Here is a 15,044-nt window from a genome sequence, read left to right as displayed (position 1 = left end):
CCGGGCCCGCCATGAGCTACACCGGGCGACACTCCGACGCCGCGTCCGCGGACTCCGACCTGCTCGACGCGGCCCGCGACTGGGCCGCCGACGACCCCGACCCCCAGACCCGCGCCGAGCTGCTCGACGTCGTCGACGTCGCCGCGTCCGGCGGTCCCGGCGCGGAGGCGGCCCTGGCCGACCTCGCCGACCGCTTCAGCGGGATGCTCGAGTTCGGCACCGCCGGGCTGCGCGGCGCCATCGGCGCCGGGCCCAGCCGGATGAACCGCTCGGTCGTCATCCGTGCGGCCGCGGGGCTCACCGCGACGATCGCCGCCGACCAGGCGACCCGTGCCGGCGCCGAGGAGGGGGGCTCCCCCTTCGCCCCGGCGGACGTGCCCGTCGTCGTCATCGGCTACGACGCCCGCCACGGCTCCGACGTCTTCGCGCGCGACACGGCCGCCGTCGTCACCGCCGCCGGCGGGCGCGCGATGGTGCTGCCGCGCACCCTGCCCACGCCCGTCCTCGCCTTCGCGACGCCGTGGACCGGGGCCGACGCCGGCGTCATGGTCACCGCGAGCCACAACCCGCCGCAGGACAACGGCTACAAGGTCTACCTCCACGACGGCAGCCAGATCGTGCCCCCCGTCGACGCCGAGATCGCCGGGCACATCGCCGCGATCCGCCGCACCGCCGACGTGCCGCTCGCGAGGGACGGGTGGGTGACCCTCGACGACGGGGTCGTCGACGCCTACCTCGACGCGATCACCTCGCTCGTGCCCGCCGGCTCGCCGCGGGACGTGCGCATCGTCCACACCGCGCTGCACGGCGTGGGCACCGAGACGGTCACCGCGGCGCTCGCCCGGGCCGGCTTCCCCGAGCCGGTCCTCGTCGCCGAGCAGGCCGAGCCCGACCCCGACTTCCCCACCGTCGCATTCCCCAACCCCGAGGAGGACGGCGCGCTCGACCTCGCGCTCGCCGCTGCCCGGGGTGCCGACGCCGACGTGCTCATCGCCAACGACCCCGACGCCGACCGGTGCGCGGTGGCGGTGCCGAGCCCCGACGTCGAGGGCGGCTGGCGGCTGCTGCGCGGCGACGAGCTCGGCGCGCTGCTCGGCAGCCACCTCATCATGCGTGGGGTGCCTCAGGGGCACGCCTTCGCCTGCTCGATCGTCAGCTCGCGCCTGCTCGCCGCCATGTGCGACGGGGTGGGCGTGCGCCACGAGGAGACGCTCACCGGCTTCAAGTGGATCAGCAAGGTCGACCGGCTCGCGTACGGCTACGAGGAGGCCCTCGGCTACTGCGTCGCACCGCAGTGGGTCAAGGACAAGGACGGCGTGAGCGCCGCGCTGCTCGTCGCCGAGCACGTCGCGATCCTCAAGTCGCACGGGCGCACCCTGCTCGACGTCCTCGACGACCTGCACCGGGAGTACGGCGTGCACGCGACCGACAGCTTCTCCGTGCGGGTCGAGCGGGTCGAGCAGGTCGCCCCGATCATGGAGCGGCTGCGCACCGCTCCCCCGGCCGCCGTCGCCGGTGTCGAGGTGACGCGGTGCGACGACCTCGCCGAGGGCGTCGACGGGCTGCCCCCGACCGACGCGCTGCGCTGGTACCTCGCCGACGGGTCGCGCGTCATCGTGCGTCCGTCGGGCACCGAGCCCAAGCTCAAGGTCTACCTCGAGGCGGTCGAGCAGGTGCGGGGCGACGACCTCGTCGGTGCGCGGTCGGTCGCGGACGAGCGGCTCGCCGCCCTGCGCGCGGACCTCACCGCCCTCACGGCGCTGTGACCGGCCGGGCCCACCACCCACCGCGCCGCCACGACGAGCCCGTGCGGCGCGGCCGCGTCGTCGTGCTCGCCGGCCCCTCGGGCAGCGGCAAGTCGCGCCTGGCCGACCGGCTCGCCGAGCGCTTCGGCTGGCCCGTCGTCCGGCTCGACGACTTCTACCTGCCCGAGGACCACCCGGACCTGCCCCGCAGCGCCGAGCTCGGCATCGCCGACTGGGACGACCCGCGGTCGTGGGACGGCGAGGCCGCGGCGGAGTGCATCGACCGGCTGCTGCGCGAGGGCTACGCCGAGGCGCCGGTCTACGACATCTCGACCTCGTCGGTCGTCGGGCGTCACGAGCTGCGCAGCCGCCCGGGCGACCTCGTGGTCACCGAGGGGATCTTCGCCGCCGAGATCATCCCCGAGCTGCGCGCCCGCGGCCTGCTCCACTCGGCGTGGTGCGTGCGGCACCGACGACTCGTGACCTTCGCGCTGCGGCTCGTGCGCGATCTCGCCGAGCGGCGCAAGCCGCCGCTCACGCTCGTGCGTCGCGGGCTCGTGCTGCTGCGCGAGGAGCCGGCGGTCGTCGCCGGGCACGTCGCCGCCGGCGCCCGGGCGGCCAGCCCCCGCACCGTCGAGCGGCTCCTCGTGTCGACCGCGCAGCGGTCGCGCTGAGCCCGCCCGCACGCGCCGTACCCTGGTGCGCATGAAGGCCTACTCCCCCGGCGACACCCTCACCGTCCAGGACGTCGCCGATCTCGTCGACCACGCCCTGCTCAAGCCCGAGCTGACGCCGCAGGAGGTCTCCGCGGCCGTCTCCGAGCTCGCCGCCCAGCGCATCTGGAGCGTCTGCGTGCGCCCGAGCGACGTCGCCCTCGCCGCGCAGACGATCGCGGCGGTCGAGGGCTCCCCCACGCGGGTGTGCACGGTCATCGGCTTCCCCCACGGCACGACGACGACGGCGACGAAGGTCGCCGAGTCGCAGCAGGCCCTCGCCGACGGCGCCACCGAGCTCGACATGGTGCTCAACATCGGCCGCCTGCGCGGCGGAGACGTCCAGGCCGTGCGCGACGACATCGCCGCGGTCGTCGAGGTCGGCCATGCCGCCGGCGTGCTCGTCAAGGTGATCTTCGAGACCGCGCTGCTCGACGAGCGGGCGAAGATCGACGCCTGCCGGGCGAGCGCCGACGCCGGCGCCGACTTCACGAAGACCTCGACCGGGTTCGCCGGCGGAGGGGCGACCCTCGCCGACGTGCGCCTCATGCGCGAGCACACCCCCGAGGGCATGGAGGTCAAGGCGTCCGGCGGCGTGCGCGACATCCCGACCCTGCTCGCGATGCTCGCCGAGGGAGTCACCCGGATCGGCACGTCGAGCACGCAGACCTTGCTCGCCGAGGCCGAGCGCTACGCCGCCTCGGGCGACCTCGTCGTGCCCCACCCGGGCCAGGACTGCGCCGTCCCCGCCGTCACCGGGTACTGACCGTCGCTGGTCGAGGTGCGAGCGCCCGCCAGGGCGTGAGCCTCGAGACCGTCGACCGAGCGACCACGGTCACCGCGCTCCCCTCGAGGCGCGGTGACCGTGCCCGCGCTCAGCGGCGGGCGGCGCGGATGGCGTCGCGGGCGCGGTCCACGAGCGCGACGGCAGGACCGAGCGCGAGATTGGCCGTCGCCGACTCCACCCCGGCGTGCGGGTGGGTGGGCGCGGCCAGCTCGGCCGCCTGCACGAGCGTGAGCATGCCCCGGCGCTCGCTCTCGGAGCAGTACTGGCGCACCCGGTTGAACTCGTAGCGCTGCTCGGCGAGCGCGTGGGTGATCACCGCGGTGCGCAGCAGCGCGAAGAGCGGGTCGAAGCGCGGGTCGTCGACATCCATCCCGTCGAGCTCTCCGAGCACCTGCTTCGCGGCGTTCTCCTCGTCGAGGCGGTCCTCGACGACCCCGTGCTCACCGGCGATCCGGCGAGCGACCGGGTGGAGCACCTCTTCCTCGACGGTCTCGTGCACCGAGAGCATCCGCACCACCGTCTCGAAGGCGTCGCGCTTGGCCTCTCCGGTGCTCGTCATCACCACGTGCATGAGGTCACGGACCTGCATGTGCTGCGCGACGAGCCGGTCGACGACGTCGGGCTTCGGCAAGACCCCGAAGGGCATGGCGACGTGCCCGTCTGCGTGCTCCTGGGGCGCCATCACAGACCGCCCAGGCGCTCGGCGCGCTGCGCGGCGTCCTGCGGGTACGGACCGGCCTGCGTCGACCGGTAGTCCTCGCCGCCGAACATCTCCCGATGCCGCTCGACGACGAGGTCGGAGGCGGGCGTCGTGCCGCTGTGCAGCGTCTCCTGCATCTTCACGAAGCGCTCGTGCTGGTCTCCGACGTACCCCGTGCCGAGCGTCGTGAGATCCATCTGCGTGTCGAGCAGGTGGCGCAGGTACTCCTTGTTCGGTTCGAAGGTCAGCACGTCCGGCAGCTCCGTCGGCAGCAGCTCCTCGGGGTCGCGGTCCTCGTGGGTGCGCACGAGGTCGCACGCGGCGTGCAGCTGGCCGATCTCCATCTGCAGGTGCAGCTCCCAGATCGCCTTGATCTTCGGGTCGACCTCCTGCTCGAAGAACGAGTGGTAGAGGTAGCACTCGTTGTACTCGTGCAGGAGCAGCTGCTCGAACCAGCTGAGGCTGCCGTCCCCGAGCGACTCGTAGTGCGTGACGTGCTCCTCCTCGACCATCCCGATCTCCTGGTAGAGCTGGCGGGCGATCGGCTCCATGTACTGCGGGCCGACGTTGGCGTAGAAGTTCAGCGTCTGCTGCTCGGCCGAGAGGATCGTCAGCTGGTGCAGCTTCGACAACGCGGCGGCGGTCTGGCCGTCCATGTTCTCGCGGACGTTGTCGAAGGGGTGACGGTGGTGCGCCCGCGTCGGCCGCCCCGGCATGACCTCGGTGAGCTCGTCGACGAGCTTCTCGGCCTTGCGGTGCTCGATCATCTCGTAGAGGTTCGCGTACCGGTAGAGGTGGTCGAAGTCCTCGAGGACGCCGAACTCGTAGGCCTGGCGCAGGTACGCGTCGGGCTCGTTGCGGGCCACCCACGACGTGAGGTCGGTCGCGACCTGCTCGTAGGCGATCGTCGTCTCGAGCACCGAGGACCACCCGGGCAGGAGCCAGTTGACGACCTTCTGCTGCTGGTGGTCGACGTAGCGCGACAGGGCGAGCTGGCGCTGCAGCTCCTTGTCGTTCGTGTGCCGGGTCATCTGGTGGCTGAAGCTCAGGGCCTCGACCTCGATGCCGTTCATGACGATGACGCGGCAGCGCGTGTACGGGTGGACGGTGTCGGGGTCGAAGGGCTCGACGTTGAGCTCTTGCCAGCTGCGGATCGAGTCCTCGGGCGCGATGCCCTTCTCGGCCAACGGGTTGAACGCCATGGGTCTCTCCAGTGACTTCGGGGGGCCCCGACCGTGCGATCGGGTTCCTTCGTCACCGTAGGAGCGGGCAGCCGGGCCGGGCCGCCCCGAGCTGGGCGCCCTTAGGGGTGGAATCCCTCGGCGGCGCGGGCGTAGGCCGGCTTGACCGTGCCCTCGATGAGCTCGAGACGCTCGTCGAAGGGGAGGAAGGCGGACTTCATCGCGTTGGTCGTCACCCAGCGCAGGTCGTCCAGGCCCCAGCCGGCCTGCTCGACGAGCGTGGTCATCTCCTTGGTCATCGACGTGTCGGACATGAGCCGGTTGTCGGTGTTGAGGGTGACGCGGTAGCGCAGGCGGGCGAGCGCGGTGATCGGGTGGGCGGCGATGCTCGGCGCGGCCCCCGTCTGCACGTTGCTGTGGGGGCACATCTCGAGCGGCACACGGGTGTCGCGCACGTACGCGGCGAGCCGGCCGAGACGCAACGAGGAGGGGTCCTCGACGGCAGCGCGGTTGGCCGCCTCCGGGTCGTCGGTGACCGTCCCGTCGCCGAGCGCGATGTCGTCGACGACGCGCACGCCGTGACCCAGACGGTCCGCGCCGCAGACCTGCAGCGCCTCCCAGATCGAGGGCAGCCCGAAGGCCTCGCCCGCGTGGATCGTGAAGTGGGCGTTGTGGGCCTTGAGGTGCTCGAAGGCGGCGAGGTGGCGGCTCGGCGGGAAGCCGGCCTCTGCTCCGGCGATGTCGAAGCCGGCGACGCCCTCGTCGCGGTAGCGCACGGCGAGCTCGGCGATCTCCAGCGAGCGTGCCGCGTGTCGCATCGCCGTGAGCAGCGAGCGCACGACGACCGGACGACCGGCGGAGGCGGCCTCGGCCTCACCGGCGCGCAGCCCGGCGTTGACGGCCTCGACGACCTCCTCGAGGGTCAGCCCACGCTCGAGGTGCTGCTCGGGGGCGTAGCGGGACTCGGCGTAGACGACGCCGTCGGCGGCCAGGTCGAGCACGCACTCCTTGGCGACCCGGAAGAGGTGCTCCCGGGTCTGCATGACGGCGACGGTGTGCTCGAAGGTCTCGAGGTAGCGCACGAGCGAGCCGGAGTCGGCGCTCGCGCGGAACCACTCGGCCAGACCCTCGACGGTGCCGTCGGTGACCGGCAGGTCGTGGCCGATCTCCGCGGCCAGCTCGAGGACGGTGGCGGGGCGCACGCCCCCGTCCAGGTGGTCGTGCAGGAGCACCTTGGGCAGCCCGTGGATGACCTCACGGGTCAGCGACGCGCTCACGCCTCGTCCTCGCGGTGCACCGAGCCCGGGCCGAAGGCCGGGGTGCAGATGGCGACGTACTCGGCGCCCTCGGGACCCACGGAGTAGCGCACGCGGCGTCCGGCCGGCGTGCGGACCGACTGCCCGGCGTGCACCTCCACCCGGCCGCCGTCGTGATCGACGACGACGGTCCCGGCGACGACGAGGGTGACCTCGTCGAAGTCCGGCGTCTGCGCGGGCTCCTCCCAGCCCGCCGGCGCCTTCATGTGGGCGACGGACATGCCCTCGTCCCCGGTGGCGACCCGGCCGACGTGCTCGGCGATGACCTTGCCGCCGGGCACGTCGATGACGGCCGGCTGCGTCGTGACGACGACCTCGCTCATCGGGTCACCCCGTCGGCGTCGACGCGGTCGAGGACGACGGACCCGCTCGCTGCGGCTGTGTCGCCGACCCGCCAGGCGCCCGCGAGGGCCTCCTGGGCACGCGCGAAGCGCTCAGGGGTGTCGGTGTGCAGGGTGAGCAGCGGCTGCCCCGCGCGCACCTGGTCACCGGGCCGGGCGTGCAGCTCGACGCCGGCGCCGGCCTGCACCGGGTCCTCCTTGCGCGCGCGACCGGCACCGAGGCGCCAGGCGGCCACGCCGACGGCGAGCGCGTCGAGCGACTCGAGGACGCCGTCGCGGTCGGCGACGACCTGCTCGGTCTCGCGGGCCCGCGGCAGCTCGGCCTGCGGGTCGCCGCCCTGGGCGGAGATCATCGCGCGCCACACGTCCATGGCGCGTCCGTCGCAGAGCGCGGCGCGGACCTCGACCTCGTCCTGCGGGCGCCCCGCCCCGGCGAGCATCTCGACGGCGAGGGCGACGGTGAGGTCGACGACGTCGGCGGGACCGCCGCCGGCGAGCACCTCGACGGACTCTCGTACCTCGAGCGCGTTGCCGGCCGTGAGGCCGAGCGGGGTCGACATGTCGGTGAGCAGCGCGACGGTGCGCACCCCGGCGTCCGTGCCGAGCGCGACCATCGTCTCGGCGAGCTCGCGGGCGTCCCCTTCGGTCTTCATGAAGGCGCCGCTGCCGACCTTGACGTCGAGGACGAGCGCCCCGGTGCCCTCGGCGATCTTCTTGCTCATGATCGAGCTGGCGATGAGCGGGATCGCCTCGACGGTGCCGGTGACGTCACGCAGCGCGTAGAGCTTCTTGTCCGCGGGGGCCAGCCCGGACCCGGCCGCGCAGATCACCGCGCCGACCTCCTCGAGCTGACGCATCATCGCCTCGTTGGTGAGGTCGGCGCGCCAGCCGGGGATCGACTCGAGCTTGTCGAGCGTGCCCCCGGTGTGGCCCAGGCCGCGCCCGGAGAGCTGGGGCACGGCGACGCCGAAGACGGCGACGAGGGGGGCGAGCGGGAGGGTGATCTTGTCTCCGACTCCCCCGGTCGAGTGCTTGTCGGCCGTCGGGCGGGAGAGCCCGGCGAAGTCCATCCGCTCGCCCGAGGCGATCATCGCGCCGGTCCAGCGGCTGATCTCGCGGCGGTCCATGCCGTTGAGCAGGATCGCCATCGCGAGGGCGCTCATCTGCTCGTCGGCGACGACCCCGCGTGTGTAGGCGTCGACGACCCAGTCGATCTGCGCGTCGCTGAGCTCGGCGCGGTCCCGCTTGGCCCGGATGACGTCGACGACGTCGTGCTGCTCGGTCATGGCTCTCCCTTCGCGTCCCGGCCCGTGCGGGCGGTGCGCTGGTCCTCGGCACCCCGCGGGCGCCCTGTCGTGCGATGCAGGTGTGGTCAGGTCGCGCGCTGCGCGGCGGCCTCGAGGTCGGCGGCGCCGAAGGCCTGCGGCAGCACCTGGGCCATCGTCAGGTCGCCCTCGGGCGTGCGCAGGACGCACTGCTCGCCGCCGTGCTCCCACAGCAGCTGCCGGCAGCGGCCGCAGGGCATGAGCGTGGACTCGTCGCCACCGACGCACCACACGGCGACCAGCCGGCCGCCGCCGCCGCGCACGAGGTCACCGACCATGCCGCACTCGGCGCACAGGCCGACGCCGTAGGACGCGTTCTCGACGTTGCACCCGGAGACGACGCGCCCGTCGTCGACGAGCCCGGCGACCCCGACGGCGAAGCCGCTGTAGGGCGCGTAGGCGCGACGCATCGCGGCGACGGCCTCCTCGTGCAGGCGCCCCCAGTCGACCTCGAGGGCCACTAGTGCCCCTCGCCGCGGCGGTAGATCATGCCGTCCGCCTTGGGCATCCGCAGCCGTTGGCTGGCGAAGGCGAGGACGAGCAGCGTCGTGAGGTGCGGGGCGAAGGGGGTGATGTCGGACGGCACCGAGTCGGTGACGAACCACAGCACGAAGACGACGACGGCGACGACGACGGCGATGCCGCCCTGGATCATCCGGCCGTTGCGCAGGACCTGCCACAGGCCGATGGCGAGCAGCAGCATCGTGATGAGGAGCAGCAGCCCGTGCAGGGCGGTGCCGCCGCCGCGCAGCTGCAGCGCGTCCATGAAGCCGAAGAGACCGGAGCCGGCGAGCAGGCCGCCGGGCCGCCAGTTGCCGAAGATCATCGCGGCGAGACCGATGTAGCCACGTCCGTCGACCTGCGACTCGCGGTAGATGTTCGTCGCGACCATCGACAGGAAGCCACCGCCGAGACCGGCGAGGGCGCCGGAGATGACGACGGCGACGTACTTGTGGAGGTAGACGTTGACGCCGAGCGTCTCGGCGGCCACCGGCGACTCACCACAGCTGCGCACGCGCAGGCCGAAGGGGGTGCGCCACAGCACGTAGAAGGTGATGACGAAGAGGGCCAGGCCGATGACTGTGAGGACCGACAGACCGGTCGTCAGCGCCTTGAGGATCGCCGCGACCTCGGAGACGAAGAACCACCCCTTCGTCTCGACCGCCGACAACGCGTCGCCGGCGCCCGGGATGCCGATCTTCGGCAGCTGTGGCAGGGGCGGGGACTGGACGTCGCTGCCGCCCTCGAGCTCGCCGAAGAAGCGGGCGGCCAGATAGCTTGCGGCGCCGACGGAGACGATGTTGAGGGCGACACCGGAGACGATGTGGTCGACGCCGAAGGTCACCGTCGCGAGGGCGTGGATGAGGCCCCCGACCGCGCCGCACAGGGCGGCGCCGACGATGCCCATCCACGGGCCGCCGTGGAGGGAGCCGAAGGCCCCGCCCCACGTGCCGAGGACCATCATCCCCTCGAGACCGATGTTGACGACGCCGGCCCGCTCGGACCACAGGCCGCCGAGACCGGCGAAGGCGATGGGCATCGCGAGCGCCAGCGCGGCGCTCAGGGTGCCCGAGGAGGCGATGTCGTTGCGGCCGGTGACGACGCGCACGACGGAGAGGGCGAGGACGAGGGCGAGGGCCATCGCGCCCCAGGCCCACAGGGGCAGACGGCGCTTCGGGGTCGCCTCCGGGACGACCTCGGTGCCGACGCTGAGGTCGCTGCTCACGCTGCGGCTCCTTCGGGGACGGAGGATGCGTCGAGGTCTCGCGCCACCTGGCGCTGCTCCATCCGCCGCTCGACGCGGTGGACGACCTCGTAGGCGATGACGACGGCCAGGAGGATCGAGCCCTGGATGATGTAGACGAGGGCCGGCGAGACCTGGGCCTCGAGCTGCAGGCCGTCGGAGGCCTTCTCGAGCCAGGACCACAGCAGCGCGGCGAAGGCGATGCCGACCGGGTGGTTGCGCCCGAGGAGCGCGACGCCGATGCCGACGAAGCCGACGCCGTCCTGGAAGCTGCTGCCGTAGGCGTGGTCGGCGCCGAAGAAGGCCGGCATCCCGACGAGACCGGCGACGGCACCGGACAGGACGATGGAGATGAGGACCATCCGCTTGACCTTGACGCCCGAGGCGACGGCCGCCGACTCGGACTGCCCCGTCGCCCGCAGGTCGAAGCCGAAGCGGGTCTTGTTGATGACGAACCAGTACAGGACGCCGACGAGCACGGCGAGGGCGACGAGGGTGTAGACCGTGTTCGCCGCCCCGGGCACGAGGGCGAAGCCGTCGAGCTGGTTGGACTCGGGGATCGGCGTCGTCGAGCGGGCGTTGCTGCCCTCGGCGCGCTGGCCCCAGCTGCGCAGCCCCCAGCCGACGAGACCGGCCGAGATCGTGTTGAGCATGATCGTCGAGATGACCTCGGACACCCCGCGGGTGACCTTGAGCCAGCCGGCGATGCCCGCCCAGATGCCACCGGTCACCATCGCGACGAGCATCGCCACGATGATGTTGAGCCAGCTCGGGAGCCACCCGTAGCCGGCGAAGATCGCGGCGGCGAAGGAGGCGATCCGGTACTGCCCGTCGACGCCGATGTTGAAGAGGTTCATCTTGAAGCCGATGGCGACGGCCACCGCGGCGATGTAGTACGTCGTCGCGCTGTTGATGATGTTGACCGTCGTGCGCGGACGCGGCTCCTTGAGCAGCGTCGACCACACCTGGCCGACGGGGTCGCCCACGGCAAGCAGCACGAGGCTGGTGATGACGAAGGCGACGACGACGGCGAGCGCCGGTGCGGCCAGGGTGAGCGCCAGACGACGCGGGTTGAGACTCATCGGGGCTCCTCGCCGGCTCCGGTCATGGCGCTGCCGAGCTCCTGGCTGGTGACGGTGTCGGGGTCGAAGGTGCCGGTCATGCGGCCGCGCAGGATGACCTGGATCGTGTCGGAGAGCCCGATGAGCTCCTCGAGGTCGGCGCTGATGAGGAGCACGGCGAGCCCCTCGCGACGGGCGGCGCGGATCTGGTCCCAGATCGCGGCCTGCGCGCCGACGTCGACGCCGCGGGTCGGGTGCGAGGCGACGAGCACCCGCGGGCTGTGGCTCATCTCGCGGCCGATGATGAGCTTCTGCTGGTTGCCGCCGGACAGCGAGCCGGAGGTGACGTTGATGCTCGGGGTGCGCACGTCGTACTCGCGCACGATCCGCTCGGTGTCCTTCTTCGCCGCGCGGGCGTCGACGAGACCGCCGCGGACGTTCGGTCGCTCGGTCTGGTGGCCGAGGACGCGGTTCTCCCACAGCGGCGAGTCCAGGAGCAGGCCGTGGCGGTGGCGGTCCTCGGGGACGTAGCCGACGCCGGCCTCGCGGATCCGGCGCACGTCCCAGTCCGAGATGTCCTCGCCGCCGAGGTGCACCTGGCCGGAGGTGGGCTCGCGCATCCCCATGATGACCTCGACGAGCTCGGCCTGGCCGTTGCCCTCGACGCCGGCGATGCCGAGGACCTCGCCGGCGTGGATCTCGAGGTCGACGTCGTCGAGCAGCGCCCGGCCGGTGCCCTGGGCCCCGGCGAGGCTCACGCCGCGGCAGGACAGGACCACCTCGTCGGTGACCGTGGACTCCTCGGTCGCGGGGGTCGGCAGCTCGGAGCCGACCATCATCTCGGCGAGCTCGCGCGAGGTGATCGAGCTCGGGTCGTCGACGGAGCCGACGGTGGTGCCGCGCCGGATGACGGTGATCGCGTCGGCGACCGAGAGCACCTCGTCGAGCTTGTGGGAGATGAAGATGACGGCCAGGCCCTCGTTCTTCAGCTCGCGCAGGTTGTCGAACAGCTCGTCGACCTCCTGGGGCACGAGGACGGCGGTCGGCTCGTCGAGGATGATCGTGCGCGCCCCGCGGTAGAGGACCTTGAGGATCTCGACGCGCTGGCGCGAGCCGACGCCGAGGTCCTCGACGAGGGCGTCGGGGTCGACCCCGAGGCCGTACTCGTCGCTGATCCGCCGGATCTCCGCCCGCGCCCGGCCGCCGATGCCGTGGAGCTTCTCTGCCCCGAGCACGACGTTCTCGAGCACGGTGAGGTTGTCGGCGAGCATGAAGTGCTGGAAGACCATGCCGATGCCGTGCTTGATGGCGTCGCTCGGCGAGCGCAGGTCGACGACCTGGCCGTCGACCTCGATGGTCCCCTCGTCGGGACGCTGCACGCCGTAGAGGATCTTCATGAGCGTGGACTTGCCCGCGCCGTTCTCGCCGACGACGGCGTGCACGGTGCCCCGGCGCACCGAGAAGGCGATGTCCTTGTTGGCCACCACGCCCGGGAAGCGCTTGGTGATGCCCTCGAGCCGGACCGCGACGTCGCCCGCTGCGGGCGCCGAGGGGGTCGGGCTGGTCGTCGTGGTGCTGATCGGGTGCCTCCTGATGACGAAGGGCCGCACGTGGGGTGGTCGTGGGCGGAGCAAGAGTAGCCGCTGCGTGGTGAGCGGACGGCCCGCCCCTCGCTGGTGCGCGAGGGGCGGGCCGGGTGCGTCAGGCGGGTCGCCCGACGGTGATCACTTGGTCGGGACCGTGACCTTGCCGTCGACGATCTCCTGCTTGTAGCCGTCGAGCTTGTCCTTGATGTCGTCGACCTTGCCACCGGTGGTCGAGTAGTCGACACCGCCGGCCTTGAGGTCGAAGATGACGTTGCCGGACTGCATGTCGCCCTCGGTCACGGCCTTGATGTGGTCGAAGACCGCGACGTCGACGTTCTTGACCATCGAGGTGAGGATGACGTCGCGGACGTCCTCCTCGGCGGTGAGCGCCTGGTCGGAGTCGACGCCGATCGCCATCTTCTTGGCGGCCTTGGCCGCCTTGAAGACGCCGGAGCCCGACCCGCCGGCGGCGTGGTAGACCACGTCGGCGCCGTTGTCGTACATGCCCTCGGCAGCGGTCTGGCCCTTGGCCGGGTCGGCGAAGCCGGAGCCGTCCTCGGCGAGGTACTTCGTGCTCACCTCGATGTCGGGGTTGACGGCCTTGGCGCCGGCCTCGAAGCCCGCCTGGAACTTGTTGATGAGCGGCACGTCGACACCGCCGATGAAGCCGACCTTGTTGCTCTTGGACTTCAGCGCCGCGGCGGCACCGACGAGGTAGGAGCCCTGCTCCTCCGCGAAGGTCAGCTGCGCGACGTTCTCGCCCGCGGAGTCCTCCGACGCGTCGTCGATGATCGCGAACTGGATGTCGGAGTTCTCCTTGGCGGCGCCGCCGACGGCCTTCGCGTAGATGTAGCCGACCGCGATGATGTCGGTGCAGCCGCTCTCGATGAGCTGGTTGAGGCGGTCCTCTCGGGCGGCGTCGTTCTCGCCCTGGGAGGCCTCGACCTCGGCGGTCTCGACCTTGAGCTCGTCCTTGGCCTTGTCCAGGCCCTTGGCGGCCGAGTCGTTGAAGGACTGGTCGCCGCGGCCGCCCACGTCGTAGGCCAGGCAGGCCTTGACGTCGGAACCGCTGCCGCCCTCGGCCGAGGTCGAGTCCCCGGTGGAGTCGGAGCCGCCGCAGGCGGCGAGGGACAGGGCGGCGACCGACGAGACCGCGGCAGCCTTGATCAGGGAGTGGCGCACAGTTGCTCTCCTTCGTCGAAACTCGTGCACTGACCGACAGGGGGCGGTCATCGGCGCCATGCTAGGTGCGGAACCTCACGAGCCCGACCGATCCGTCGAAACCGGCGGAGGTTGTTACCGAGTCGCGACGCAGGCGTGACCCGCGGGTGTCCTCAGTCCGGGTCCTCGACCCGGGTCCACTCCCCCGCCGCGGAGAGCGCGAGCAGCGCCGTCCCGGCGCGCACCGCGGCCTCGTCGACGACGAGGTCGCCCTGGTGCAGGTCGTACGTCGTGCCGCCCGGGGTGCGGGTGCCCAGGCGCGCCATCGCGCCGCTGCTCGCGTGGATGAGCCAGCCGAAGTCCTCGCCGCCGAGCGACTGGGGGGTCGGCACCGGGCGCAGCCCCGCGGTCATCGCCGCCCGTCCGAGCGAGGCGACGGCGCGGGGGTCGTTGACGACCGGGGGCACGCCGCGGACGTAGTCGACACGGGCGCGCACGCCGTACGGGTCGACGACCTCGTGGACGACCTGCGTGAGCAGCTCCTCCATGTCGTCCCACACCGCGACGTCGAGCATCCGCAGGGTGCCCTCCGCGTGACCGGTCGAGGGGATGACGTTGGCGGCGCCGCCGGCGTGGAGCTGGCCCCACACGAGCGCGACGCCCGAGCGCGGGTCCATCCGGCGCGAGAGGATCGCCGGCACCTCGGTGACGACCTTGGCCAGGGCGAAGGTGAGGTCCTCGGTGAGGTGGGGGCGCGAGGTGTGCCCGCCGCGTCCGCCGAGCGTGATCCGCACCTTGTCGGCGGCCGCCGTGAGCGGCCCCTCCTTGAGCCCGACCTCGCCGACGTCGATCGAGGGGTCGCAGTGCACCGCGTAGGCGATGTCGACACCCTCCATGACGCCGAGCTCGACGAAGCGCTCGGCACCGCCGGGCATCGCCTCCTCCGCGGGCTGGAAGACGAGCCGGACGCCCACGCGGCGCTCGGCCAGCTCGTCGGCGACGCTCGCCAGGGCCAGGCCCGCGCCGAGCAGGACGGTTGTGTGGACGTCGTGGCCGCAGGCGTGGCACACCCCGTCGACGGTCGAGGCCCAGTCCAGACCGGTCCGCTCTCGGATCGGCAGTGCGTCGATGTCGCCGCGCAGGGCGACCCGTCGTGCCGGGTCCGGGTCACCGAGGTCGACGACGACGCCGGTCGGACCGACGTCCTGGGGGACAAGACCGCTCGCGGCGAGACGCTCGCGCAGACGCTGCGTCGTGCGGTGCTCGGCGAAGCCCAGCTCGGGGTGGGCGTGGAGGTCTCGCCGGAAGGTGAGGAGCTCGGGGACGAGGTCGTCGACGACACGCAGCAGCGTCGGGGCGAGAGGTGCGGTCATGTCGGCTCACC

At 72.4% G+C, this 15,044-nt stretch carries 14 protein-coding genes; 3 read left to right on the top strand and 11 right to left on the bottom strand.

Going from position 1 to position 15,044, the window contains the following annotated elements; all coding sequences use genetic code 11:
* Positions 1–11: 11 nt before the first annotated feature.
* From ABIB53_RS07155 to deoC, 3 genes are read left to right on the top strand one after another with little or no spacing between them, the layout of a single operon-like run.
* Positions 12–1,766 (top strand): phospho-sugar mutase, encoded by a 1,755-nt coding sequence (locus tag ABIB53_RS07155; protein ID WP_354587660.1) that lies wholly within the window; start codon positions 12–14, stop codon positions 1,764–1,766.
* Positions 1,763–2,419 carry a uridine kinase family protein gene (locus tag ABIB53_RS07150; protein WP_236571948.1) on the top strand — a complete coding sequence of 219 codons (657 nt, stop codon included), beginning with the start codon at positions 1,763–1,765 and terminating at the stop codon, positions 2,417–2,419. Before ABIB53_RS07155 ends, ABIB53_RS07150 begins: the two co-directional genes overlap by 4 nt.
* Before the next feature lie 31 nt (positions 2,420–2,450).
* Positions 2,451–3,224, top strand: coding sequence for a deoxyribose-phosphate aldolase (gene deoC, locus ABIB53_RS07145; protein ID WP_123091158.1), 774 nt, complete (start codon positions 2,451–2,453; stop codon positions 3,222–3,224).
* Positions 3,225–3,333: 109 nt separating this feature from the next.
* Here the strand turns inward: deoC and ABIB53_RS07140 are convergent, their stop codons facing one another.
* From ABIB53_RS07140 to ABIB53_RS07090, 11 genes are all read right to left on the bottom strand, one after another.
* Positions 3,334–3,891 carry a hemerythrin domain-containing protein gene (locus ABIB53_RS07140; protein WP_354587659.1) on the bottom strand — a complete coding sequence of 186 codons (558 nt, stop codon included), beginning with the start codon at positions 3,889–3,891 and terminating at the stop codon, positions 3,334–3,336.
* Between the two features lie 35 nt (positions 3,892–3,926).
* Positions 3,927–5,147 (bottom strand): hypothetical protein, encoded by a 1,221-nt coding sequence (locus ABIB53_RS07135; RefSeq protein WP_354587658.1) that lies wholly within the window; start codon positions 5,145–5,147, stop codon positions 3,927–3,929.
* A gap of 101 nt (positions 5,148–5,248) precedes the next feature.
* Complete coding sequence (locus ABIB53_RS07130) at positions 5,249–6,403, bottom strand: adenosine deaminase (RefSeq protein ID WP_354587657.1); 1,155 nt, start codon at positions 6,401–6,403, stop codon at positions 5,249–5,251.
* Entirely contained in the window at positions 6,400–6,765 is a 366-nt protein-coding gene (locus tag ABIB53_RS07125; RefSeq protein WP_354587656.1) for a cupin domain-containing protein, read from the bottom strand. The genes ABIB53_RS07130 and ABIB53_RS07125 overlap by 4 nt, the downstream gene beginning before the upstream one ends.
* Positions 6,762–8,069 (bottom strand): thymidine phosphorylase, encoded by a 1,308-nt coding sequence (locus tag ABIB53_RS07120; RefSeq protein ID WP_354587655.1) that lies wholly within the window; start codon positions 8,067–8,069, stop codon positions 6,762–6,764. The genes ABIB53_RS07125 and ABIB53_RS07120 overlap by 4 nt, the downstream gene beginning before the upstream one ends.
* 86 nt (positions 8,070–8,155) lie before the next feature.
* The gene (locus ABIB53_RS07115) at positions 8,156–8,569 is read right to left on the bottom strand and encodes a cytidine deaminase (RefSeq protein ID WP_163562350.1); all 414 of its coding nucleotides are present in this window, start codon (positions 8,567–8,569) and stop codon (positions 8,156–8,158) included.
* Complete coding sequence (locus ABIB53_RS07110; RefSeq protein ID WP_224766918.1) at positions 8,569–9,834, bottom strand: ABC transporter permease; 1,266 nt, start codon at positions 9,832–9,834, stop codon at positions 8,569–8,571. Before ABIB53_RS07110 ends, ABIB53_RS07115 begins: the two co-directional genes overlap by 1 nt.
* The gene (locus tag ABIB53_RS07105) at positions 9,831–10,934 is read right to left on the bottom strand and encodes an ABC transporter permease (RefSeq protein ID WP_354587654.1); all 1,104 of its coding nucleotides are present in this window, start codon (positions 10,932–10,934) and stop codon (positions 9,831–9,833) included. Before ABIB53_RS07105 ends, ABIB53_RS07110 begins: the two co-directional genes overlap by 4 nt.
* Positions 10,931–12,397 (bottom strand): ABC transporter ATP-binding protein, encoded by a 1,467-nt coding sequence (locus ABIB53_RS07100; RefSeq protein WP_502914632.1) that lies wholly within the window; start codon positions 12,395–12,397, stop codon positions 10,931–10,933. The genes ABIB53_RS07105 and ABIB53_RS07100 overlap by 4 nt, the downstream gene beginning before the upstream one ends.
* A gap of 240 nt (positions 12,398–12,637) precedes the next feature.
* Complete coding sequence (locus ABIB53_RS07095) at positions 12,638–13,681, bottom strand: BMP family lipoprotein (RefSeq protein WP_201465777.1); 1,044 nt, start codon at positions 13,679–13,681, stop codon at positions 12,638–12,640.
* A 152-nt stretch (positions 13,682–13,833) separates the two neighbouring features.
* Positions 13,834–15,033, bottom strand: a complete 1,200-nt coding sequence (locus tag ABIB53_RS07090; protein ID WP_123091165.1) for an amidohydrolase — start codon at positions 15,031–15,033, stop codon at positions 13,834–13,836.
* Positions 15,034–15,044: the final 11 nt, after the last annotated feature.

It is taken from the genome of Janibacter sp. UYMM211, assembly GCF_040547045.1.
GTDB classification, from domain to species: Bacteria; Actinomycetota; Actinomycetes; order Actinomycetales; family Dermatophilaceae; genus Marihabitans; species Marihabitans melonis.
Note: the sequence above shows the minus strand (reverse complement) of the source record. Positions and strands in the feature narration are given on the sequence as shown.